Raw genomic sequence first — 23,327 nt, 5'->3', positions numbered from 1 at the left:
AAGAAACCCAGGAAGGGTGTCTTTCGTTTTCAATCAACCGTTTTCCAGAACTTTTCAAAGTTCTGGAAAACGCAAGCAGCTTGTCGAAAAGACTTTTTCGACAAGCTGAGACGGGTCCGCCTTTGGCGGACCCGTCTGAACAGCGATTCAATTCTCCGACTGGTCCAGCTCCCGCAGGCCGGCGATGTCGCCCACCGGCAGGGAGAACACCAGAGACTGGGCCGGACTCTGGATGCCGGCCTTGGCCATGATGGCTTTCATGATGGGCTTCTTCGTGTCGCTCCGGGTCAGGATGAAGAGCATCTCCTGCTCCGACGCGATGGACACACCGAAGAACTTCTGCACCAGCTCTGTGCCGGTGCCCTTGGCATGGATCGCCGTGCCGCCGGTGGCGCCGGCCTCCCGGGCGGCATCCATCACCAGGTCCGTGGACCCCTGATTGGCGATGACCACGATCAGGTCGTGGGTGATTTCCCGTTCCATAGCAGCTTCTCCCTCCTGTTCATGCAGCAGATATTCCTTGGCGGTGGGACCGCCGATGCTGTTCACCGGAACCGTCATCAAAACGCCCTGTCCGGGTATGTCCAGCCACAGCTCCCGGGCCGCCTGGCGCACCATCCGGGGAGATCGGGGCGCCACGCAGAACAGCACGGCCTTTTCCGTGGCCTCCAGGCCCAGGAAGTCCAGGACCTCCGTGGTGGCGGTGCCCCGGCCCAGAGCCGTCAGCACCAGAGAGATGCCGTGGGACCGGAACCAGGAGGCGAACTGTTCCGCCCGGCTGCGGTCTGTGATGGTGATGATCAAATCGACGCCCTGCATGGCAGTCTCTCCTCTCTTTCTGATGTTGGGCAGACACCGCTCATAGTTCGATGATCTCCTCTTCCACAGCGGCGGGAGGCGCTTCCTGAGCGGCCTTCTTCATCTTGAACTTGTACAGGAGCCCCAGCATCTGGATGGTCAGCAGCGGGGTCATGGCCACCATGGCCACCACGCCGAAGGCGTCCGTGATCACGTTGCCCCCCAGGGCCTCGCAGGCGCCCTGGGCAAAGGGCAGCAGGAAGGTGGCCGTCATGGGGCCGGAGGCCACGCCGCCGGAGTCAAAGGCGATGGCGGTGAAGATCTTGGGCACGAAAAAGGACATGACGATGGCCGCCAGATATCCCGGGATCACCAGATAGAAGATGGAGATGCCGGTCATCACCCGCACCATGGCCAGGCCGATGGAAATGGCCACGCCGATGGAGAGGCTGGTACTCATGGCCTTGCCGGGAATGGCGCCGGAGGTGATCTCCTCCACCTGCTTGTTCAGCACGTGGACTGCCGGCTCCGCCTGGACGATGAACCAGCCCATCAGCATACCGATGGGGATCAGGATCCAGTTGTAGGACAGCGAGGCGATCTGCCGGCTGAGATAGCTGCCGGCAGGCATGAAGCCCACGTTGGCACCTGTGAGGAACAGGACCAGGCCCACATAAGTATATAGGATACCTACGACGATTTTCAAGACCTTTTTCTTCTTTAATTTCAGGGACACCACCTGGAAAATGGCGAAAAACACCGCGATGGGCGCCAGGCAGACCGCCACCTCGCTGAGATATGCCGGCAGCTCCACCTGGAACAGATGCCAGAGGGCCCGGCTATCCGCCACGGAGGGGATCTCCACCGGCGTGTACACCCCTGCCCCCGGATAGATCAGGGACAGCACCATCACCGCCAGGATCGGCCCCACAGAGCAGAGGGCCACCAGGCCGAAGCTGTCTTGAGAGGCGTTCTCGTCACTGCGGATGGAGGCCACGCCGACGCCCAGGGCCATGATGAACGGGACGGTCATGGGGCCGGTGGTGACGCCGCCGGAGTCAAAGGCGATGGCCAGGAAATCCTCCGGCACAAAGAAGGCCACGGCAAACACGATGATGTAGAAAAACACCAGCATCCGGTTCAGCGGGATGCAGAACAGAATGCGCAGCATGGCGATCACCAGAAAGATGCCCACACCCACAGCCACGGCGCCCACCAGGATGGCATTGGGCACACCCGGCACCTGCTGGGCCAGCACCTGCAGATCCGGCTCCGACACGGTGACGATGACACCCATCAGAAAGCCCACGGCGGCCACGATCCAGAGCTTGCGGGACCGGGTCATGGCGGCGCCGACCCGCTCGCCGATGGGGGTCATGGCGGTGTCAGCACCCAGGGAGAACAGGCCGATCCCCAGGATGACCATGACGGCGCCGATCAGAAAGGCCAGCAGCGTCTCCGGCGGGATGGGGGCGACTGTGAAGCTGAGGATCAGCACGATCACCGTGATGGGGACCACGGAGGCCAGCGCCTCCCGCAGCTTTTCCCAAAGGATGGTTTTGCTTCTTCCCAGACGTTCCTGCCACTGTTTCTGTCTTTTCCACGGCAATCTCATCACCTCTCCAAAATTCATATAATTTATATAGATATAATCATAATATCATAAAAAGCGGGTCGGCAGTGCCGAAAAACAAGAAATTCACAAAATCTTTACAGGCGGCCGGAAGATTCCTTTTTTCTCCGATCTGTGCTATGCTGTACCATATGAGCATGAGACAGGAGCAGACAGCATGAGAAAGAGCCGATACGACGATGAGGTGTTTTTTGAAAAATACGGGCAGATGGCCCGCTCCCGCCTGGGGCTGTCCGGCGCCGGAGAGTGGGAGACCCTGGAACCCCTGCTGCCGGACTTTGCGGGAAAGCGGGTGCTGGACCTGGGGTGCGGCTACGGCTGGCACTGCATCTATGCAGCGGAGCATGGGGCGGCGGCCGTCACCGGCGTGGACCTGTCGGAAAAGATGCTGGCCGTGGCCCGGGAGAAGACCAAGCTTCCACAGGTGACCTATGTCCGGGGAGATATGGCGGAGACCGCCTTTCCGCCGGAGAGCTTCGATGTGGTCCTCAGTTCTCTGGCCATCCACTACCTCCCCTCGTTCACGGACTTTCTGAACCGGGTGCGGCAGTGTCTGGTGCCCGGCGGGGACTTTGTGTTCTCCGTGGAGCACCCCATCTTCACCGCCGCCGGGCCCCAGGACTGGTATTACGGCCCGGACGGGACGCCCCTCCACTTCCCGGTGGACCGGTATTTTGAGGAGGGGCGGCGCACCGCCCGCTTCCTGGGGGAGGATGTGGTGAAGTACCACCGCACCCTCACCACCTATCTGGACGGCCTGCTGACCGGCGGATTTGAACTGCTGCGGGTGGTGGAGCCCCAGCCGCCGGCGTGGATGCTGGACCAGCCGGGGATGCGGGACGAGCTCCGCCGCCCCATGATGCTGCTGGTGGCGGCCCGGAGGCGTCCGGCGTGACCGCACGGCGGCCTGAGCGGGGCTGACAGCAAAGAGATTCCCATTGGATACTGATACAGAACCAAAACAGAAAGGAAGGACTGCTCCATGAAAACAGGTCTGGTGCTGGAGGGCGGTGCCCTGCGCACGATCTTCTCCTCCGGCGTGTGCGACGCGTTTTTGCACGAGAAACTGCCCATGCCGGACTACACCATCGGCGTCTCCGCAGGCATCGCCTACGGGGTCAGCTATCTCTCCCAACAGATGCGGCGGAACCTGGACTTGCTGATGCACTATGCCAATGACCGGCGATATATGGGATGGGGGAACTTCTTCGACCCCCGGAACCGCAGCTATTTTGGCCTGCGGTTTGCCTATGAGACCATCCCCAACGAGCTGGTGCCCTTTGATTACGATGCCTTCGAGGCGTATCCGGGCCAGGTGGAGGCGGTGGTCACCAACCTGCTGACCGGCCGGGCGGAATATCGGGAGGTTCCCCGGCGGGACGCCCACTTCCTGCTGCTGCAGGCCACCTGCGCCATGCCGGTGCTGTTCCAGCCCATCCGGCTGGACGGCGGCATCCCCTATCTGGACGGCGGCTGCGCCGATGCCATTCCCTGGAAGCGGGCGCTGGAGGTGGGCTGCGACCGGGTGGTGGTGGTCCTGACCCGGGAGCGGAGCTACCGGAAGGAGCCGGAGCAGATGATGCCCCTGTTCCGCCGGGTCTACCGCAAGTACCCCGCGTTTCTGGAGGATCTGCGGACCCGGGCGGAGCGCTACAACCGGTGCCGGGAGGAGCTGTTCCAACTGGAGCGGGAGGGGCGGATCCTGGTGATCGCGCCGGAGGATACCCGGGGCTTCTCCAGGACGGAACGGGACCGGAAAAAGATCCTGGCCCTGTGGCAGGACGGCTTTTTCGCCGGCCTCCGGGCTGCCGGCGCGGTGCGGGGCTTCTGGACCGGAGAGGCGGTCCCGGGCGAAACGGAGACGATGTGAAAACGGGGCGTCCGCCTTCGGCGGGCGCCTGTTTTGCGCAGGTCCGGCAGGGAGAGCAGGAGGTCTATTTTGCACAAGCCGTCCGCAGCGGCTTCGCACATTTTTCGATCATTTTACGCAAATTTTACAAAAACTAAAAAATGGCCTTTCCCCGGCGTCTGTTTGCATATATAATGTTCTCGCAGCATACACATGACAGATCAACCGGCCGGTGCGGCCGATTTTTGCGGGAAAGGAACTGAGACGCAGTTATGGACATTTTCTCCGTCTTTACCCTTTGCGGCGGCCTGGCGTTCTTCTTGTACGGCATGACCGTCATGTCCAAGAGCCTGGAAAAAATGGCCGGCGGCAAGCTGGAGCGCATGCTCAAGCGCATGACCTCCAACCCCTTCAAGAGCCTGCTGCTGGGGGCGGGCATCACCATCGCCATCCAGTCCTCCTCCGCCATGACGGTGATGCTGGTGGGCCTGGTGAACTCCGGCGTCATGGAGCTGGGGCAGACCATCGGCGTCATCATGGGCTCCAACATCGGCACCACCCTGACGGCGTGGATCCTCTCTCTCACCGGCATCGAGAGCGAGAGCGTCTTTGTGAACCTCTTAAAGCCGGAAAACTTCTCTCCCCTGATCGCCCTGGCGGGCATCCTGCTGATCATGGGCTCCAAGCGCCAGCGGCGGCGGGACGTGGGCCGGATCATGATGGGCTTTGCCGTCCTGATGTACGGCATGGAGCTGATGAGCGGTGCCGTCAGCCCCCTGGCGGAGATGCCTGAATTCGCCGGACTGCTCACCGCCTTTGAAAATCCCCTGCTGGGCGTGCTGGTGGGCGCGGTGTTCACCGGCATCATCCAGTCCTCCGCCGCGTCTGTGGCCATTCTGCAGGCACTGGCCATGACCGGTTCCATCACTTACGGCATGGCCATCCCCATCATCATGGGGCAGAACATCGGCACCTGCGTCACGGCCCTCATCAGCTCCATCGGCGTCAACCGCAATGCCAAGCGGGTGGCAGTGGTCCACATCTCCTTCAATGTCATCGGCACCACGGTGTGCCTGATCCTGTTCTACGGCGGGGACCTGCTCTTCCACTTCGCCTTTATGGACTGGACTGTGGGCGCTGTGGGCATCGCCTTCTGCCATACGGCCTTCAACGTGTTCACCACCATCCTGCTCCTGCCCTTCTCCCGCCAGCTGGAAAAGCTGGCGCGGAGACTGGTACGGACGGAGGACGCCCGGGAGAGCTTTGCCTTCCTGGATCCGCTGCTGCTGCGGACCCCCGGTGCGGCGGTCAGTGAGAGCGTCTCCATGGCCGGCCGCATGGGACAGGCCGCCCGGGAGAACATCTGCCTGGCGGTGGATCAGCTGTCCCACTACAGCCGGGAGCGGGAGATCCAGATCCTGCAGAATGAGGACAAGCTGGACATCTACGAGGACCGGCTGAGCAATTATCTGGTGGAGGTCTCCCAGCACGGCCTGTCCATGCAGGACATGCGCACGGTGTCCCGGCTGCTCCACGCCGTCGGAGACTTTGAGCGCATCGGCGACCACGCCGTGAACATCCAGGAGTCCGCCCAGGAGATCCACGACAAGGAACTCCGCTTCTCCGACGATGCCCGGGAGGAGCTGCAGGTGCTGCTCTCCGCCCTGGACGACATCCTGGACCTGACGCTCCGCAGCTTCCAGGCGGCGGACCCGGAGACCGCCGGCCGGGTGGAGCCCCTGGAGGAGACCATCGACCAGCTGATCGAGGAGATCCGCAGCCGCCACATCCGGCGGCTGCAGGCGGGCCAGTGCACCATCCAGCTGGGCTTCGTCCTCAGCGACCTGCTGACCAACATCGAGCGGGTGTCCGACCACTGCTCCAACATCGCCGTCAGCGTCATCGAGGAGCAGTCCGGCGGCCCCGGCCGCCACGCCTATCTGCAGGAGGTGAAGGCCGGCGGCGCCTTCAGCGAGGACCTGCGGCGGGACCAGAAGAAATACCACCTCCCCGAGGCATGAGAAAAAACGGACAGGCCCTGTGCCCCATCGGCACGGGGCCTGTTTTTGCCGCATCGGCATCTTTTGGGTATAGCAGCCCCCTGTTGGAGGAAACATATCCCTATCTCACCGAACACAGGAGGAATCAGTATGTCCGTGGATCTGAAAAACAGCGAGACCCTGAAAAATCTCATGCGGGCCTTTGCCGGCGAAAGCCAGGCCCGGAACCGCTATACCTTTGCCGCCTCGGTCTGCCGCCAGCAGAAGCTCCATGTGGTGGAGGCGGTGTTCCGCTTCACCGCGGACCAGGAGAAGGAGCACGCGGAGATCTTCTACAACCACATGAAGGAGATGGCGGGCCAGACAGTGGCCATCGACGGCACGTATCCCGTGGACCTGACCAACGATGTGAAGGAGCTGCTCCGCAAAGCCCAGCACAACGAGTACGAGGAGCACGACCCGGTGTACAGGACCTTCGGCGACGTGGCCCGACAGGAGGGCTTTTCCGCGGTGGCGGCCTCCTTCCACAAGATCGCGGAGATCGAGGAGGCCCACGGCAACCGGTTCGGCCGTCTGGCGGACCTGCTGGAACAGGGAAAGCTGTTCGTCTCCGACGTCCAGTGCGCCTGGATGTGTCTGAACTGCGGCTATCTCTTCGAAGGGACGGAGGCGCCCAAGCTCTGCCCGGTGTGCCAGCACGACCAGGGCTTCTTCATCCGTCTGGAGATGGCGCCCTTCGGTGCGTCGGTTCTGAAAAACTGAAGGGACCTCCATGGGCGGGACAGCTGCGGCTGTCCCGCCCGCAGCTTTTGAAGTGAATATTCATCTCGCTATTCATACAAAATATACAGCTACATTGGAGGAAAACCACAAAATTCAACGGGGTTTTGTTGGAAATATCTGAATAAATTTGAGCATCTTACCGGAAGAAACAAATAAATATTCATTTTTTGACGAAAATCTATTGACAAGGCGGCGGGAACGTGATAAGGTAAGGCATGTTCCGGCGGGAGACACTTCCTCTCCTGGAATTTTTGAGAAGATCGCCCCGCGACTGCGGGAGCATGAAAAAGGGAGATTGCGATACCATGAAGAAGTTTCTTGCATTGATCCTGACGCTGGCCATGGCTCTGTCCGTCACGGCCTGCGGCGGCAGCGACGACACTGCGGATGACGCCGCCGACGGCGAGGGCGCCGGCACCGAGGAGACTGTGGACTACAGCGCCATGAGCGATGACGAGCTGAAGGCCGCCATCACCACCATCACCGAGGGCACCCTGACCGTGGCTACCAGCCCGGACTTTGCCCCCTATGAGTTCTACGCCATTGATGAGAACGGCGATCCTCAGCTGGCCGGCTTTGATATGGATCTGGCCCAGTATATCGCCGACTACCTGGGCCTGTCCCTGGAGATCATTCCCATGGACTTTGACGGCACCATCATGGAGCTGCAGAACGGCAACGTGGACCTGGGCATGGCCGGATACTCCCCCGATCCCAAGCGTGCCGACAGCATGGACTTCTCTGACATCTACATCACCGGCGGCCAGTCCTTCGTGTGCGTGGAGTCCAACAAGGACCTGTTCACCTCTCTGGAGGACGCCAACAATGCCGACTATCAGATCGGCGCTCAGGTAGGCTCCATCCAGGCGGATCTGGCCCATGAGAACACCCCGGACGCTGATATCATCGAGCTGTCCAAGGTGCCCGACATCATCGCCGAGCTGGTGACCGGCAAGCTGGACGGCGCCTTTATCGAGACCATGGTGGCCGAGAGCTATGCCACCCAGTATCCCGAGCTGTGCCTGGTGCTGGAGGTCCCCTATGACGCCGAGGGCTCCGTGGTGGGCGTCACCAAGGGCAACGCCGCTCTGCTGGAGGGTGTAAACCGCGCCATCGCCGCCGCCAAGGAGGATGGCTCCTTCGATCAGTATGTGCTTACGGCCAACGAGCTGGCTTCCGGCGACATCATCGAGGGCCTGGTGGACGAAAACGGCGAGGCCGTTCAGTAAGCTTGTAAAACCTTCAATTCCTCCCTGCGGCTGCGCAGGGAGGAATTGGCCGCTTTCTTATATATTCTGGAAAGATAGAAGGAGGAACCGCCCGTGTTCACAGCCGCCGGTTTCGAAAGAACCTGGGAGTACATAGACCTTTTCAAAGAGGGCCTGATCTGTACCGTCTCCCTCTCCCTGCTGACCGTGATTTTCGGTTTTGTCCTGGCACTGCTCCTGGCCATCATGCGGCTGTCCAATGTGCGGCCGTTTCGCTTTCTGGGGCTGACCAAGGACGGCCACCTCCGGGAACAGGGCGTGCTGATGGTCCTCAGCAGATTCAACCCCCTCAGCTTCATCGCCACGGTTTACGTGGAAGTCTTCCGGGCCACCCCCATGCTGGTTCAGCTTTTCATGGTCTATTATGTGGTGTTCGGAGATATTGATCTGCCCTCTTTCAAGATCTTCGGTACCATTCGCTTTGAACGGTTCCTCCCAGGCGTGATTGCCCTGTCCCTGAACTCCGGAGCCTATCTTTCCGAGATCATCCGCTCCGGCATCCAGTCCATCGACGGCGGCCAGACGGAGGCGGCGCGGTCCCTGGGACTCAGCCAGGTGCAGAACATGCGGTTCGTGATTCTGCCGCAGGCCATCAAGAATATCCTACCTGCCATCGCCAACGAGTTCGTCACCATCATCAAGGAGTCCTCTATCTGCTATACCATCGGCGTTCAGGAGATCATGTACGCGGTTTCCTCCATCAAGGGCGCGACCTACCGCATTGCGGAACCGCTTGTGGTGGCCGCCTGCGTGTACTTCTGCCTGACGTTCCCCACCAGCAAGATCATTGCCTACTTCGAAAGGAGAATGAGCCGTGGCGATCGGAGATAGTCTGATCCAGGTCAAGGACCTGAAGAAATACTATAACAAAGGCGCCATCAAGGCTCTGGACGGCGTCACCGTGGACATTGACCGGGGAGATGTGGTGGTGGTCATCGGCCCCTCCGGCTCCGGCAAATCCACCTTCCTCCGCAGCCTGAACCTGCTGGAGGAGCCCACCGGCGGCTCCATTCTCTTCGACGGGGTGGACATCACCAAAAAGAAGATGAAGAACGCCGAGGGCAAAATGGTGAAAGTGAACATCGACGAGCACCGCCAGAAGATGGGCATGGTGTTCCAGCACTTCAACCTGTTCCCCCACATGACCATCATGGACAACATGACCCTGGCGCCCGTCCAGGTGAAGCACATGGACAAGGCCGAGGCGGAGAAAAAGGCCCTGTCCCTGCTGGACCGGGTGGGCCTGCAGGACCGGGCCGGTGCCTATCCCATCCAGCTCTCCGGCGGCCAGAAGCAGCGGATCGCCATCGTCCGGGCCCTGATGATGGAGCCGGAGGTCATGCTCTTTGACGAGCCCACCTCCGCCCTGGACCCCGAGATGGTGGGCGAGGTGCTGGAGGTCATGAAGGAACTGGCCCAGGAGGGCATGACCATGGTGGTGGTCACCCACGAGATGGGCTTTGCCCGGGAGGTGGGCAGCCGGGTCCTCTTCATGGCGGACGGCAAGCTGCTGGAGGAGGGCACCCCCGCCGACATCTTCGGAAATCCCCAGCACCCCCGGCTCCAGGACTTCCTCAGCAAGGTGCTGTAAGGCAGCTTGAGCACGGCGCCGCCTGCAGGGCGGCGGAACCGAGCAACTGCGGGGCGCGCACATCTGTGCGCGCCCTTTTTGACGGGCCGGCGCGTCCGGCGCAGAAAGGAGCATTCCCATGACAACGGAAAAGCAGGCGGCCATCGCCGCCATCGAGGAAAAAGCGGATCTGGTGGCTCATGTGGCAGATCAGATCTGGTCCTTCGCGGAGCTGTCCCTCCAGGAGGAGCAGTCCGCCGCCCTGTACTGCCGGGTGCTGGAGCAGGAGGGCTTTACAGTAGAAAAGGGCATCTGCAGCATCCCCACCGCCTTCTCCGCGACCTACGGCAGCGGGCGGCCCATCATCGGCTTCCTGGCGGAGTATGACGCCCTGTCCGGCCTGTCCCAGAAGGGCGGCAGCCTGGAACGGCAGGAGCTGGTCCCCGGCGGCTGCGGCCACGGGTGCGGCCACAATCTGCTGGGCGCCGGCGCCCTGGCGGCCGCCCTGGGGGTGAAGGCGTATCTGGAGTCCACCAAAACGCCCGGCACCGTGGTGCTGTATGGCTGCCCCGGCGAGGAGGGCGGCGCCGCCAAGGCCTTCATGGCCCGGGACGGCCTGTGGTACGGCCTGGACGCGGCCCTCACCTGGCACCCGGACGACGCCAACGAGGTGCTGACCGGGTCCTCCAACTCCTGCATCCAGACCCAGTACCACTTCACCGGTGTGGCGGCCCACGCCGCCGGAGACCCGGACCGGGGCCGCAGCGCCCTGGACGCGGTGGAGCTGATGAACGTGGGCGTCCAGTTCCTGCGGGAGCACATGAGCGACAAGGCCCGGGTCCACTACGCCATCACCGACGCCGGCGGCCGGAGCCCCAACGTGGTCCAGCCCAGGGCCAGCGTGCTGTACATGGTCCGCTCCAACCACGTGGCGGAGGCGGTGGAGCTCCAGAAGCGGGTGGACAAGATCGCCCAGGGCGCGGCCCTGATGACCGAGACCACCGTGGAGAAGACCTTTATCGACGGCCTGGCGGACACCGTCACCAACCACGCCCTGGAGCGGGTCCTCTACCGGAATTTCGAGGCCCTGGGGGTCCCCGTCTACACGGCGGAGGAGCTGTCCTTTGCCGACAGCCTGGCCGGGACCTATCCCGGCAGCGACCGGGTGCCGGGCGTGGGCAGCCAGTATGATATGGACTACGCGGCGGACGCCCAGGCCAAGCGGGCGCAGGCCGGTCACGCCATGAACGGCTTCCTGCTGCCGCTGTACCAGGGAGACGCCTTCCAGCCCGGCTCCACCGATGTGGGCGACGTCAGCTGGCAGTGCCCCACGGCCCAGATCCACGTGGCCACCTGGCCCAACGGCTGCCCCGGACACAGCTGGCAGAACGTCTCCTGCGGCCGGACGGATATCGGCCACAAGGGCGCGGTCCACGCCGGCAAGGTGCTGGCGGCCGCCGCCATCGACCTGCTGACGGACCCCGCCCTGCTGGAGGAGGCAAAGGCCGAGTTCCGGCGCCGGACGGCTGCCGGCTATACCTGCCCCATTCCCGCAGATGCGGTGCCCACCATCGCGGACTGAAAAAGCGGCCCTCCGGTCAAATCCGGAGGGCTTTTTTTGACAAATCTTCCAATTATTTTTCAGGTTACCAAAATTTTTGTTTGCTTTTGCCGGAAGGTATGGTATGATAGGATCAATCCAACGGGAGACTGCCCATTGAACAACAGAACGCGCGGCGCTGCCGCCGAAAGGAGTCCTGCTCATGGAGCCCAGCCGTGACCGCCGGGAACTGCTCTTCCAGCCCCGGGGGATCCCGCCCCTCGGAACCGCCACCTCTCTGGCCCTGCAGCATCTGGTGGCCATGATCGTGGGGTGCGTCACTCCGCCCATTATCATCGCCGGGGCCATCGGCCTCAGCCAGGAGGAGCAGGTGCTGCTGATCCAGGCCTCCCTGGTGATGTCCGCCGTGTCGACCTTCCTCCAGCTCTTCCCCGTCGGCGGGCGGTTCGGGTCCGGCCTGCCGGTGATCCTGGGCGTCAGCTTCGCCTACGTCCCCAGCATGCAGGCCATCGCCGCCTCCGGCGGCGGGGTGGCGGCCATTGCCGGCGCCATGATCGTGGGCGGCATCGTGGCCGTGCTGGTGGGCGTGTTCGTCAGGAAGATCCGCCGGCTGTTCCCGCCGGTGATCACCGGCACGGTGGTGTTCACCATCGGCCTCTCCCTCTACCCCACCGCCATCAACTATATGGCCGGCGGCACTGGCAATACCTATGAATCCGTGGTGGAGCAGCAGGGGCTGACGGAGGCGCTGGTGTACGGCTCCTGGCAGAACTGGCTGATCGCCGCCCTGACCCTGGCGGCCGTGCTGGTATTGAACCACAAGGCCAAGGGGATCTGCAAGCTGGCCTCCATCCTCATCGGCATGCTGTTCGGCTATGCGGTGGCCTTCTGCTTCGGCATGGTGAGCTTTGCCGACGTGGGGGACGCCGCCTGGTTCGCCCTGCCGGAGCCCCTGCACTTCGGCATCCGATTCGAACTGGCCCCCTGTGTGGCCATCGGGCTGCTGTTTGCCATCAACTCCATCCAGGCCATCGGCGACTTTACGGCCACCACCGTGGGCGGCCTGGACCGGGACCCCACGGACAGGGAGCTTCAGGGGGGCATCATCGCCTACGGCGCCAGCAATATCCTGACAGCCCTGATGGGCGGCCTGCCCACTGCCACCTACTCCCAGAATGTGGGCATCGTCACCACCAACCGGGTGGTGAACCGGACGGTATTTGCCATCGCCGGCGGCTTTCTGCTGCTGGCTGGCGTCTCCCCCAAGTTCGCGGCATTGCTGACCACCATCCCCCAGTGCGTGCTGGGGGGCGCCACGGTGACGGTGTTCTCCACCATCGCCATGACGGGCATGAAGCTCATCGCCTCCCAGGATCTGACGGCCCGGAACACCACCATCGTGGGGCTCTCCGCCGCCCTGGGCGTGGGCATCTCCCAGGCGTCCGAGGCCCTCAGCCAGTTCCCGGAGGCTTTCACCATGGTGTTCGGCCAGTCCCCGGTGGTGATCGCCACCATCATGGCGGTGCTGCTGAACCTGATCCTGCCCAGGGAGAAATGAGAAAAACCAACGCCGGATGGAGATCCATCCGGCGTTTTTCTTTGGATCGCAGCTGCTCAGATCTCCCGGCGGCCCTCCAGGGCCCGCATCAGCGTGGCGTCGTCGGCAAACTCCAGATGCCCGCCCACGGGGATGCCGTAGGCCAGGCGGGTCACCTTCACGTCAAAGGGCTTCAGCAGGCGGGCGATGTACATGGCCGTGGCCTCCCCCTCCGTGTCCGGGTTGGTGGCCATGATGACCTCCTTTACCTCCCCCTGGGCCACACGCTCTACCAGGGACTTGATGGCCAGGTCGTCGGGGCCCACGTGGTTCATGGGGGAGATGACGCCGTGGAGCACGTGGTACCGGCCGTTGTACTCCCGGGCCCGCTCGATGGCGGCCACGTCCCGGGGATCCGCCACCACGCAGATGACGGAGCCGTCCCGCTTGGGAGAGGCGCAGATGGGGCACAGCCCCCCGGCGGTGAAGTTCTGGCACACCGGGCAGCAGGTGACGCTTTTCTTGGCGTCCAGAATGGCGTCGGCGAATTCCTTCGCCTCCGCCTCCGGCAGGCCCAGCACGTAAAAGGCCAGCCGCTGGGCGGACTTTCCGCCGATGCCCGGCAGCCGGGCGAATTGCTCCACCAGTTTTTCAAGAGGCGCGGGGAAATATTCCATCGGTACCATGCTCCTTTTGGGGAAAAATCAGAGAGGACTCAGCCCCGCAGCTCCGCGATGCGGGCGGGGATGTCCGCCGCCTTGTACACGGCGCTGCCGGCCACCAGCACGTTGGCGCCGGCGGCGATGCAGGTCTTGCAGGTGACGGGGTCCACGCCGCCGTCCACCTCCAGCTCGCAGCCGGGGTTCTTCTCATCGATCCACCGGCGGATGGCGGTCACCTTGGGCATCATATCCGCCATGAACTTCTGGCCGCCGAAGCCGGGCTCCACCGTCATCACCAGCACCAGGTCCACTTCCTGCAGGAAGGGCAGCACCGCCTCGGCGGGAGTCCCGGGCTTCAGCACCACGCCGGCCCGCTTCCCCTTGGCGTGGATTTTGGCGATGGCCTCGTGGATCCTCTCCTCCGTATCGGACTCCACATGAACCGTCACCAGGTCGGCGCCGGCGTCGCAGAACTGCTCCACATACCGCACCGGCTCCACGATCATCAGGTGGACGTCCAGCGGCAGCTGCGTGGTGGGCCGGATGGACTTCACCACCGGGATGCCGATGGTGATGTTGGGGACGAACAGGCCGTCCATCACGTCCACATGGACGTAATCGGCGGTGGAGATCCGCTGGATGTCCCGCTCCAGATTGGCAAAATCTGCGGAGAGGATGGACGGTGCGATTTTGATCATAGAAAGCCCCTCTTTTCTTTTACTTCGGCGGCGGTCCGGGCCGGACCGGCCTGCCGGGCTCTGTGGCGCCGGGGAGACCCCCCGCATAGGATAGCCCGAGCGGCAGGTCGCCCCCCAGTTTGCACTTCCGCGCAGCGTCCGCCCCTGGGGCGGGGCGCCGCCGCTCTTTTGAATAGGGCGCCGGCGGAGCAGGCTCTGCCGGCGCCCGCCCTGTTGATGCTGCTCTCAGTGTATCAGACTTCCGGTGCAAAAGCAACGGTCTCTTGGCAGGACCCGGGCAGGGCAAGCGGCGCAAAAACTTCTGGTTTGTTGCATATACCACTTCTAAGATCCGAATATTCTGATAATCTAATACCGTAATCCAACAGAGAGACGGTGGGAGCATGGAAAAGCAGATCGATTACGAGGAGCGGGCGGCGCTGCTGAAGGCGCTTTCCAACCCTGTCCGGCTGCAGATCGTCCATGGTCTGCTGATGTCCGGCTGCCGCAATGTAGGCTGCATGGAGGCCTCCACGGGCATGTCCCAGTCCTGCATCTCCCAGCATCTGCAGAAGCTGCGGGCGGCCAATGTGGTGACGGCGGAACGGTCCGGAAACGAGGTGTATTACCAGGTGGCGTCCCGGGAGGTGGCCTCCCTGGTGGCGGACCTGCTGGGAGAGGAGGCGGCGTCCTATGTCCTATGACGTACTGGTGATCGGCGGCGGCCCGGCGGGGCTGTCTGCGGCCATCAACGTCCGGGCCCGGGGACGGAGCACGCTGGTGGTCTCCAACCCCCTGGAGGAAAATCCCCTCTGGCGGGCGGAGAACGTGGACAACTACTTGGGGCTGCCGGGCCGGTCCGGCGCGGAGCTGCTGACGGCCATGCGCCGCCACGCCGAGCAGGCCGGGGCCGAGTTCCTGGCCGGCAAGGTGCTGAGCGCCCTGCAGATGCCGGACGCCTGGTACGTCAGCGTGGGGCCGGACATGTACAATGCCCGGGCCGTGGTGCTGGCGGCAGGCGTGGCCCGGGGGCGGAAGTTCCCCGGCGAGGCGGAGCTGCTGGGCCGGGGCGTCAGCTACTGCGCCACCTGTGACGGGATGCTCTATCGGGGCAGGGCCGTGGCGGTGGTGGGCTTCAGCGACACCGCCCGGCAGGAGGCGGAGTTCCTCCAGAAGATCGGCTGCTCCGTCACCTATTTCGACCATCCCAAGCGGTGCGAGATCCAGGGCACGGACCGGGTGGGATCCATCACCTGCGACGGCCGGACCGTCCCGGTGGAGGGCGTGTTCATCCTCCGGCCCACCATGGCCCCCACGGAGCTGTTCCCGGGCCTGGCGGTGGAGCAGGGCTATGTGACGGTGGACCGGCGCATGGCCACCAGCCTCCCCGGCCTCTTCGCCGCCGGAGACTGCACCGGCGGCCCCCTCCAGGTCTCCAAGGCTGTAGGCGAAGGACTCATCGCCGGGCAGAGCGCCGCGGCCTGGGCGGCCGCCCGGGAGCGGGAAGAAAAACAGAAGTAACCGGCAACGACCAAATTTGTGATCATAAAGGAGACATGACGTATGGCAATCAAGCATTTCAAGACTGCGGAATTCGACGCTGCCGTGGCGGCGGCCCCCCTGGCGATGGTGGACTTCTGGGCCGACTGGTGCGGTCCCTGCAAGATGCTCTCTCCGGTGGTGGAGTTCATCGGCAGCCAGTACGAGGGCAAGGTCCTGGTGGGCAAGGTGAACGTGGACGAGGAGCCGGAGCTGGCCCGGCGGTTCGGCGTCATGAACATCCCCACGGTGGTGTTCCTGAAAAACGGGCAGGAGATCGACCGGAAGGTGGGCGTGATGCCTCCCCAGGTGTTCACCGGCGTACTGGATGCCAACCTGTAAGCGCAGGAGCCTGAGAGAAAAAAAGAGAGACGTCCCCGACCACTGGTCGGGGACGTCTTTTCACATCCGGCGGAGACGGTGCTCTGCCGGAAGATCAAATCAGCACTTCTCGAACACCACGGCCGTGCCCATGCCGCCGCCGATGCACAGGGTGGCCAGGCCCTTCTTGGCCTCGGGCCGCTTCTGCAGCTCGTGCAGCAGGGTGACGATGATGCGGGCGCCGGAGGCACCGACGGGATGGCCCAGAGCGATGGCGCCGCCGTTGACGTTGACCTTGTCCAGGTCAAAGTGGAGCTCGCGGGCCACGGCGATGGACTGGGCGGCAAAGGCCTCGTTGGCTTCCACCAGGTCGATGTCGTCGATGGTCACGCCGGCCTTGGCCATGGCGTTGCGGGAGGCCACCACGGGACCCACGCCCATGATCTTGGGATCCACGCCGCCCTGGCCCCAGCCGATCAGCTTGGCCATGGGCTTCAGGCCGTACTTCTCCACTGCCTCGCCGGAGGCCAGCACGATGGCGGCGGCGCCGTCGTTGATGCCGGAGGCGTTGGCGGCAGTGACCCGCTGCTCGTGCTTGCGGGCGTCGGCCTCATGGACCTCGGTGGGCTGGAAGGTGTGGACGATCTCGTCCTCCACGCCCTCGGGACCGACCGGGAATGCGCCCCGCAGCTTGGAGATGTTGTCGGCGGTCACGCCCTCGCGGGGGAACTCGTCCCGCTTGAACTCCACGATCTCCTTCTTCACCTTCACGGGAACGGGGACGACTTCGTCGTCGAACCGGCCGGAATCACGGGCGGCGCAGGCCTTCTGCTGGGAGGAGGCGGCGAACTCGTCCATCTCGCGGCGGGTGATGCCCCACACGTCGGCGATGTTCTCAGCGGTGGTGCCCATGTGATAGTTGTTGTAGGCATCCCACAGGCCGTCCTTGATCATGGTGTCCAGCATCTGGGTGTGGCCCATCCGGGCGCCGTAGCGGCCGGTGGGAACGGCATAGGGAGCGGCGCTCATATTCTCGGTGCCGCCGCAGACGATGACGTCGGCATCGCCGGCCAGGATGGAACGGGCGCCCTCGATCACGGACTTCATGCCGGAGCCACAGACCATGCCCACGGTGTAGGCGGGAACAGAGAAGGGGATGCCGGCCTTGATGGAGACCTGGCGGGCCACGTTCTGGCCCTGGGCGGCGGTCAGGATGCAGCCGAACATGACCTCATCCACCTGCTCGGGCTTCACGCCAGCGCGGTTCAGAGCTTCCTTGACGACGATGGCGCCCAGCTCGGTGGCGGGGACATCCTTCAGGCTGCCGCCGAAGGAACCGATGGCGGTTCTGCAGCAATTCACAACATAGAGCTCTTTCATGATCTTCCTCCGTTTTCTGAAATATAAATATTGGGGATTGGCAGCTCTGACGGCTCTGGCCAGGGGCTGCCGCAGATGCCAAAGCACAGAGCAGGGGTCCGGATGAAAGATCGTCAAAAGAAAAACAAGATTGCTAATTTTTTGACAAACCCCCATACAAGGACCCATCTGTTGATTCGATTATAGTGGCTTTTTCCAGCCCCGTCAATGCAAATTTCTGAAAAACAGTAAATTTGTTAAATATTTATCAAAATGCCGCCGGATTTCGTCATTTTGCCAAAAATGGAAGGGGCGCCCTTTACGACGCCCCTTCCCCGCTGCCGCGCTGTGCCGCCCGGGCCTGCTGCAGACCGTCATAGAACTGCTGGACGTTCAGATCCTCATAGGCACGGGCCGCGGAGACTTCGGCGCTGTCCGCCGCGGCCTGGAGCAGCGCGTCAAAGTAGTCCGGGGCAACCGCATCCAGATCCAGCGGCTTGCGCAGAAGCAGATAAAAACCATCATCAGCCTCCACCACGCCGCTGAACTGGCCCTCCTCCAGTGCCAGGACGGCCTCCTCACAGGCGGCGGGCAGTGTCCCGTCCCCGGCTTTGCAGGTGTATCCGCTGGGATGCTGGTCCCGGTCCGTCTCGTCGCTGTAGGTGGCGGCCAGCACGGCAAAGTCGTTCAGGGGATCCGCACTGCCGTTGAGCTTGGAGAAGGCCTCCTCTGCCCGGGCTCGGCAGGCGGCAGCCGCCTCCGGGTCTGCCGGATCTGCGTCAGCGGTGGAGATCCAGATGTGGTCCACGGTGAGGTAGCCCTGCTCCTGGGCGAAGGTCTCCAGATCGTGTTCCGCGGGGGCCAGCTGGCTGCCCTCCGTGCAATAGAGCTCGTAGAGGTGCCGATAGAGGTAGTAGTCGCCGGAGATGGCCTCTGCCTCAGTCCGGTCCAGCCCCATGCGGGACAGCACATCCAGATAGGCCTCCTCCCCGCCGTACTGGGCCACCCGGGCCGCCCATTCCCGGTCCATGGCGGTCCGGTCCTCATCGGTGAGCGTACAGGCGTAGTCCTCCGCCCAGTTCTCCACGGTGGCGTACAGGGCAGCGCTCTCCAGCGCCTGGCCCCTGGCATATTCCTCCAGGGTCTGGCCGTCCACCGTGTCGCCCCACTGGATGCCGTCTCCGCTGTCATAGTAGCCGGCGATGTAGTCACAGGCGCAGGCCAGCCAGTAGAGATAGCGCCGGGCAGTCACCTCCCGGCCGTCCACAGACAGCAGCACCGTATCCGGGCGGATGCCGGAGGCCTCATAAAAGAGCCCGCTCTCCGCATCTGCTTCCCCGCAGGCGGAGAGGAAGAGGACGGCGGTCAGGGTCAGGATGCAGGCGGTGTGTCGTTTCATCACGGTTCTCCTTTGTCGTTTCTCACATATTCTGTGGGAATGCCCCGCACAGGACAGAGGGGGGACGTCCCACCGCTCCATCCTATGCGGGGCATGGCAAAAACATGATGAGATCTACGGCGTACTGCCGGCAGATGCGGCTGCGGCGCTCTCCTCTGCGGCCAGCTTCAGGTCCTCCACCAGATTTCGGGCGGCCTCCAGCACGTCCTCGCCGGGCTTCAGCTTCAGGGACAGAGCGGGGGTCTCCCCTGCCGCCAGCGTCAGCCGCTGGCGGTACTTGGCGTGGCCGCACACCGCCACCAGCGCCTGGGGATGGAAGGCCCCCAGGGTCAGCTTCAGCACGCTGCCCTTCTGGGAGATGTCGGAGACGCCGGCCTTGGCGGCGGCGGACCGCAGCAGCGCCACGTCCAGCAGGGCCAGCACGGACTTGGGCGCCTCGCCGTACCGGTCCAGCATCTCGTCCAGCAGGTCCGAGGCGTCCTCGTCCGTGCGGATGGCGGCGATGCGCCGGTACAGGTCCATCCGCTGCTCGGCCGAGGGCACGTACCGGTCCGGGATATGGGCGTTCACCGTCAGGTCGGCGGCGCACTCCGTCTCGATCCGTTTCTCCTCGCCCCGCTCCTCCAGGACGGCCTCCTCCAGCAGCTTCAGGTACAGGTCGTAGCCCACGCTCATGAGATACCCGGACTGCTCCGGGCCCAGCAGGTTGCCGGCGCCCCGGATCTCCAGGTCCCGCATGGCGATTTTGAAGCCGGAGCCGAACTCCACGTACTCCCGGATGGCGGAGAGCCGCTTGGCGGCGGTCTCCTGCAGCACCTTGCCCCGGCGGTAGGTGAGGTAGGCGTAGGCTCGCCGGGCGCTGCGGCCGATGCGGCCCCGGATCTGGTGGAGCTGGGCCAGGCCCATCCTGTCCGCGTCCTCGATGATGAGGGTGTTGACGTTGGGGATGTCGATGCCGGTCTCGATGATGGTGGTGCACACCAGAATGTCCGCCTCCCCGTCCACCATGGCCTGCATGACGGAGGACAGCTCCTGCTCGGTCATCTTCCCGTGGCCGGTGACGATGCGGACCTCGGGCCCCAGCATCTTCTGGAGCCGGGATGCGGTGGCGTCGATGCTCTCCACCCGGTTGTGGAGGTAGTACACCTGGCCGCCCCGACCCAGCTCCCGGCGGACGGCGTCCTCAATGATGGCCCAGTCGTGCTCCAGCACATAGGTCTGCACCGGCTGGCGGTCCGCCGGGGGCTCCTCCAGGGTGGACATGTCCCGCAGGCCGGAGAGAGCCATGTTCAGTGTCCGGGGAATGGGCGTGGCGGAGAGGGTCAGCACGTCCACCTGACGGCTCATCTCCTTCAGCCGCTCCTTGTGGGTGACGCCGAACCGCTGCTCCTCGTCGATCACCAGCAGGCCCAGGTCGTGGAAGGCCATGTTCTTCTGCAGCAGCTTGTGGGTGCCGATCAGCAGGTCCACGCCGCCGGATTTGGCGGCCTCCAGGATGCGCTTCTGCTCCCTGGCGGGGGTGAAGCGGGACAGCACCTCGATCTTCACCGGGAAGTCCCGGAACCGGCTGACAGCGGTGGCGTAGTGCTGCTGGGCCAGGACGGTGGTGGGCACCAGGATGGCGGCCTGCTTTCCGTCCAGGATGCACTTCATCACCGCCCGGAGGGCCACCTCCGTCTTGCCGTAGCCCACGTCGCCGCACAGCAGCCGGTCCATGGGCCGGGGCTTCTCCATGTCCGCCTTGATCTCCGCGATGCACTTGAGCTGATCGTCGGTCTCCGCGTAGGCAAAGGATTCCTCAAACTCCCGCTGCCAGGGGGAGTCCGGCGAGAAGGCAAAGCCCGGCCGCTTCTGCCGCTCGGCATACAGGGCGATGAGCCCCTTGGCCAGATCCTTGGCGGCCTTTTTGGCCTTGGCCTTCTGGCGGGTCCACTCGGCGCCGCCCAGCTTGTTGAGCTTGGTGCGCTCCGTGTCCTCTCCCCCGCCGATATACTTGCTCACCAGATCCAGCTGGGTGACGGGGACGTACAGGCAGTCGCCCCCGGCGTAGTCGATCTTGATATAGTCCTTCTCCACGCCGTCCACCGGCATCCGCTGGATGCCCGCGAACCGGCCCACGCCGTGGTGTTCGTGGACCACCAGGTCTCCGGGGGACAGGTCCGTGTAGGACTGCAGCTTCTGCCGGTTGGAGTCCTTTCGCGCCCGCTGGCGCTTCCGCATGGCCGGGGCCGTCAGCTGGCCCTCCGTCAGCACCGCCAGCTTCAGGGACGGCCACTCGCTGCCGGCGGACAGGGCCCCCAGGGAGAGACGCACCTCACCGGCGGCGGGCATGGCGGCGCCGGACAGATCCAGCGCGGCCGGGATGCCTTTCTCCTCCAGCAGCCGGTGGAGATTTTTCGCCCGGGTCTCCCCGGCGCAGAGCACCAGCACCGCGCTGCCGCTGCGCCGGTAGTGCTCCAGGTCCGTGACGGCGGTCTCCAGACTGCCGCCGTAGGAGGAGAGCTGCTTGGCGTTCATGGTCAGGAGGCCCCGGGGCCGCAGGGGGTGCCGGGAGGTGGGCAGGGAGTCCTCCAGGATCACGGGGAACTCCTCCAGAGCGCCGTACAGCTCCTCGGCGGTGAGGGTCAGATGGGCGTAGTCTCCCGCCAGCACCCCGGCGGACAGCAGCGCCTCCACATCCTGCTTCTGCTGGAGGACCGTGTTCTTTACCCGCTCGTCCACCCGGCCGCTCTCGCTGAAAAACACCACCGCGTCGGTTGGCAGATAGTGGACGCCGGCGGTCACCTCAGGATAAATGGCCGCCAGATACCGGTCCGCCGCCCCCAGGGCCGCGCCGCTGCGCAGCCGCTCCGCGTCCTCCCGCAGCGTCTGGACGATGGCCTCCGTCTTCTGCTTTTTCGCCAGCTTCTCCGCCAGGGCGGTCAGCTGGTCCGCAAGACCGGGCAGGCCGCCCTCCGCGCAGTGGGGCAGCACCTCCGCCGCCGGCAGGATCCGGGCGGAGGACACGTTCCGGGTCCGCCGCTGGGTGCCGGGGTCAAAGGCGCCCATGGAGTCGATCTCATCGTCAAAGAACTCGCACCGCACCGGCTGGTCCATCAGGGGGGAGAACACGTCCAGGATGCCGCCCCGCAGGGCGAACTGGCCCACGCCCTCCACCTGCTCGCACCGGGTGTACCCGGCGGAGAGGAGCCGGTCCGTCAGCTGTCCCAGGTCTGCCTGCTCCCCCACTTCCAGAGTCAGGGCCAGGGACCGCAGCAGCTCCGGCGGCAGCGTCCGGGCCATCAGCCCGTCCGCCGTGGCCACCACCAGGGGGGCCTCCCCCTGGGCCAGGGCGTACAGAGCCGCCAGGCGGCTCCGCTCCCAGTCCCGGGAGCCCACGGCCCCGGGGCGGAACTGCCACTCCCGGCCCAGCAGGGTCACGGGGCGATGGCCCGTCAGGGTCTCCAGATCGGCGGAGAGGACCTGGACCTCCCGCTCGTCCCCGCAGAGGAACACCGCCGGCCGGCCGCAGGCGGCGGCCACCGCCGCCCCCACACAGGCCCGCTGCACCGGCTGAAGGCCGCTGACCGCCGCCGGGCAGCCGCCGTCCTCCACCCGGCGGATCAGCTCCGCCACCTCGGGGATGGTCTGTAATTGTCTGAGAAAGGGTTCCATAGGGTCAGTCCTTGTTAAAATTTGGAAATTTTGGATATGAATAACGGGAGGGAGCGTCCCATTAGACGGGGAATGGCGGCTATGTTGATAGCCGGGCAATGTACCCGTCATAGGGTATGGAGGAGCCGCCGTGACGGCGGCCGGGGGAGACCCTGCTCCCGCAGGGGGCATGGTCCATGCAGGATGCACCCCCCATTTTCTTTTCGGTCTTGGCCGAAAAGAAAACGGGCCGTGCACGGTCCAAAAGAAAAGGCCGCTTAGGCGCGCTTCGGTGCAGTGGCCCTCCGCGCGACGGGGGTCGGCGTATCGGTGCAAGCGTCGATTTGGGCTGGCCTTCGGGCACGCTAGGGTCTTCTGCCAGGTCGATACTGCCGTCCCGTGGCGGATGGTGCCCAGGTCGTCGGGTTGCAAGGACGCATTTGACCAGCTTCTCTTTCCGCGCGTTCCGCTTCGCTACGCGCTGCCCGGGCGGGCGTAGAAGTTTTGTCGCCTTGGCCTATGCTGAAACTCTCATCAACAACCGGCCAGCGGCAGCGAAAAGAGAAGCTGGATGTATCCCTAACTTCCCCGGGCCAAAAGATTCCCCAAGGACAGCGCGTTTCCGTCCCTGACTGCCGCGAGGGACTGCCAACCTTCCCCCGCCGGCGGCAGGAGGTCTGCGCTGGCGCAGACCGACCCGCCGAACATTTTTTCTTTTCCACCGGGCGCGGCGCATTT

General features: G+C 64.2%; 19 protein-coding genes. 12 read left to right on the top strand and 7 right to left on the bottom strand.

Annotated features, from left to right (window positions below; genetic code table 11):
* Positions 1 to 147 precede the first annotated feature (147 nt).
* Positions 148 to 819 (bottom strand): P-II family nitrogen regulator, encoded by a 672-nt coding sequence (locus H9X91_RS12915; protein WP_204805604.1) that lies wholly within the window; start codon positions 817 to 819, stop codon positions 148 to 150.
* Between the two features lie 40 nt (positions 820 to 859).
* Positions 860 to 2,407: a DUF1538 domain-containing protein gene (locus H9X91_RS12910; protein WP_243414556.1), complete on the bottom strand. Its 1,548-nt coding sequence runs from the start codon at positions 2,405 to 2,407 to the stop codon at positions 860 to 862.
* Positions 2,408 to 2,588: 181 nt separating this feature from the next.
* Here H9X91_RS12910 and H9X91_RS12905 point away from each other — a divergent pair, with 181 nt between their 5' ends.
* The 9 genes from H9X91_RS12905 to H9X91_RS12865 all read left to right on the top strand — a co-directional run bounded on the left by H9X91_RS12905 (position 2,589) and on the right by H9X91_RS12865 (position 13,020).
* Positions 2,589 to 3,326 carry a class I SAM-dependent methyltransferase gene (locus H9X91_RS12905; protein WP_204805602.1) on the top strand — a complete coding sequence of 246 codons (738 nt, stop codon included), beginning with the start codon at positions 2,589 to 2,591 and terminating at the stop codon, positions 3,324 to 3,326.
* Positions 3,327 to 3,413: 87 nt separating this feature from the next.
* Positions 3,414 to 4,301 carry a patatin-like phospholipase family protein gene (locus H9X91_RS12900; protein ID WP_204805601.1) on the top strand — a complete coding sequence of 296 codons (888 nt, stop codon included), beginning with the start codon at positions 3,414 to 3,416 and terminating at the stop codon, positions 4,299 to 4,301.
* A gap of 251 nt (positions 4,302 to 4,552) precedes the next feature.
* Positions 4,553 to 6,301, top strand: a complete 1,749-nt coding sequence (locus tag H9X91_RS12895; protein WP_204805600.1) for a Na/Pi cotransporter family protein — start codon at positions 4,553 to 4,555, stop codon at positions 6,299 to 6,301.
* 129 nt (positions 6,302 to 6,430) lie between these two features.
* On the top strand, positions 6,431 to 7,042 hold the full coding sequence (gene rbr, locus H9X91_RS12890; RefSeq protein ID WP_204805599.1) for a rubrerythrin: 612 nt from the start codon (positions 6,431 to 6,433) through the stop codon (positions 7,040 to 7,042).
* Between the two features lie 326 nt (positions 7,043 to 7,368).
* Positions 7,369 to 8,292, top strand: coding sequence for a transporter substrate-binding domain-containing protein (locus H9X91_RS12885; RefSeq protein WP_204805598.1), 924 nt, complete (start codon positions 7,369 to 7,371; stop codon positions 8,290 to 8,292).
* A 93-nt stretch (positions 8,293 to 8,385) separates the two neighbouring features.
* A complete protein-coding gene (locus H9X91_RS12880; protein WP_300273759.1) occupies positions 8,386 to 9,162 on the top strand; it encodes an amino acid ABC transporter permease in 777 nt (258 codons plus the stop codon).
* Position 9,163: 1 nt separating this feature from the next.
* Positions 9,164 to 9,922, top strand: a complete 759-nt coding sequence (locus tag H9X91_RS12875) for an amino acid ABC transporter ATP-binding protein (protein ID WP_204805607.1) — start codon at positions 9,164 to 9,166, stop codon at positions 9,920 to 9,922.
* 118 nt (positions 9,923 to 10,040) lie between these two features.
* Complete coding sequence (locus H9X91_RS12870; RefSeq protein ID WP_204805597.1) at positions 10,041 to 11,483, top strand: M20 family metallopeptidase; 1,443 nt, start codon at positions 10,041 to 10,043, stop codon at positions 11,481 to 11,483.
* 181 nt (positions 11,484 to 11,664) lie between these two features.
* The gene (locus H9X91_RS12865; RefSeq protein ID WP_204805596.1) at positions 11,665 to 13,020 is read left to right on the top strand and encodes a uracil-xanthine permease family protein; all 1,356 of its coding nucleotides are present in this window, start codon (positions 11,665 to 11,667) and stop codon (positions 13,018 to 13,020) included.
* A gap of 56 nt (positions 13,021 to 13,076) precedes the next feature.
* On the opposite strand, the gene recR is transcribed toward H9X91_RS12865, so the two are convergent.
* Together recR and rpe are read right to left on the bottom strand one after the other, a co-directional pair.
* The gene (gene recR / locus H9X91_RS12860; RefSeq protein WP_204805594.1) at positions 13,077 to 13,676 is read right to left on the bottom strand and encodes a recombination mediator RecR; all 600 of its coding nucleotides are present in this window, start codon (positions 13,674 to 13,676) and stop codon (positions 13,077 to 13,079) included.
* Between the two features lie 38 nt (positions 13,677 to 13,714).
* Positions 13,715 to 14,359 (bottom strand): ribulose-phosphate 3-epimerase, encoded by a 645-nt coding sequence (rpe, locus tag H9X91_RS12855; RefSeq protein WP_204805592.1) that lies wholly within the window; start codon positions 14,357 to 14,359, stop codon positions 13,715 to 13,717.
* 383 nt (positions 14,360 to 14,742) lie between these two features.
* Between rpe and H9X91_RS12850 the strand changes: the two genes are divergently transcribed.
* Genes H9X91_RS12850 through trxA form a run of 3 tightly spaced genes read left to right on the top strand, consistent with a single transcriptional unit; the run spans position 14,743 to position 16,219 of the window.
* Positions 14,743 to 15,042 carry an ArsR/SmtB family transcription factor gene (locus H9X91_RS12850; RefSeq protein WP_204805590.1) on the top strand — a complete coding sequence of 100 codons (300 nt, stop codon included), beginning with the start codon at positions 14,743 to 14,745 and terminating at the stop codon, positions 15,040 to 15,042.
* On the top strand, positions 15,032 to 15,859 hold the full coding sequence (locus H9X91_RS12845; protein ID WP_204805588.1) for an NAD(P)/FAD-dependent oxidoreductase: 828 nt from the start codon (positions 15,032 to 15,034) through the stop codon (positions 15,857 to 15,859). Before H9X91_RS12850 ends, H9X91_RS12845 begins: the two co-directional genes overlap by 11 nt.
* 42 nt (positions 15,860 to 15,901) lie before the next feature.
* Positions 15,902 to 16,219: a thioredoxin gene (gene trxA / locus H9X91_RS12840; RefSeq protein ID WP_204805587.1), complete on the top strand. Its 318-nt coding sequence runs from the start codon at positions 15,902 to 15,904 to the stop codon at positions 16,217 to 16,219.
* 99 nt (positions 16,220 to 16,318) lie between these two features.
* Here trxA and H9X91_RS12835 read toward each other — a convergent pair whose 3' ends face one another.
* The 3 genes from H9X91_RS12835 to mfd form a co-directional block, all read right to left on the bottom strand.
* A complete protein-coding gene (locus H9X91_RS12835; protein ID WP_204805586.1) occupies positions 16,319 to 17,578 on the bottom strand; it encodes an acetyl-CoA C-acetyltransferase in 1,260 nt (419 codons plus the stop codon).
* Positions 17,579 to 17,876: 298 nt separating this feature from the next.
* The gene (locus H9X91_RS12830) at positions 17,877 to 18,956 is read right to left on the bottom strand and encodes a peptidylprolyl isomerase (protein WP_204805585.1); all 1,080 of its coding nucleotides are present in this window, start codon (positions 18,954 to 18,956) and stop codon (positions 17,877 to 17,879) included.
* A gap of 114 nt (positions 18,957 to 19,070) precedes the next feature.
* The gene (gene mfd / locus H9X91_RS12825; RefSeq protein WP_204805584.1) at positions 19,071 to 22,610 is read right to left on the bottom strand and encodes a transcription-repair coupling factor; all 3,540 of its coding nucleotides are present in this window, start codon (positions 22,608 to 22,610) and stop codon (positions 19,071 to 19,073) included.
* Positions 22,611 to 23,327 lie beyond the last annotated feature (717 nt).

Origin of the sequence: Oscillibacter valericigenes, from assembly GCF_016902445.1 — a bacterium.
In the GTDB taxonomy this organism is placed as follows: Bacteria; Bacillota; Clostridia; order Oscillospirales; family Oscillospiraceae; genus Oscillibacter; species Oscillibacter avistercoris.
Note: the sequence above shows the minus strand (reverse complement) of the source record. Positions and strands in the feature narration are given on the sequence as shown.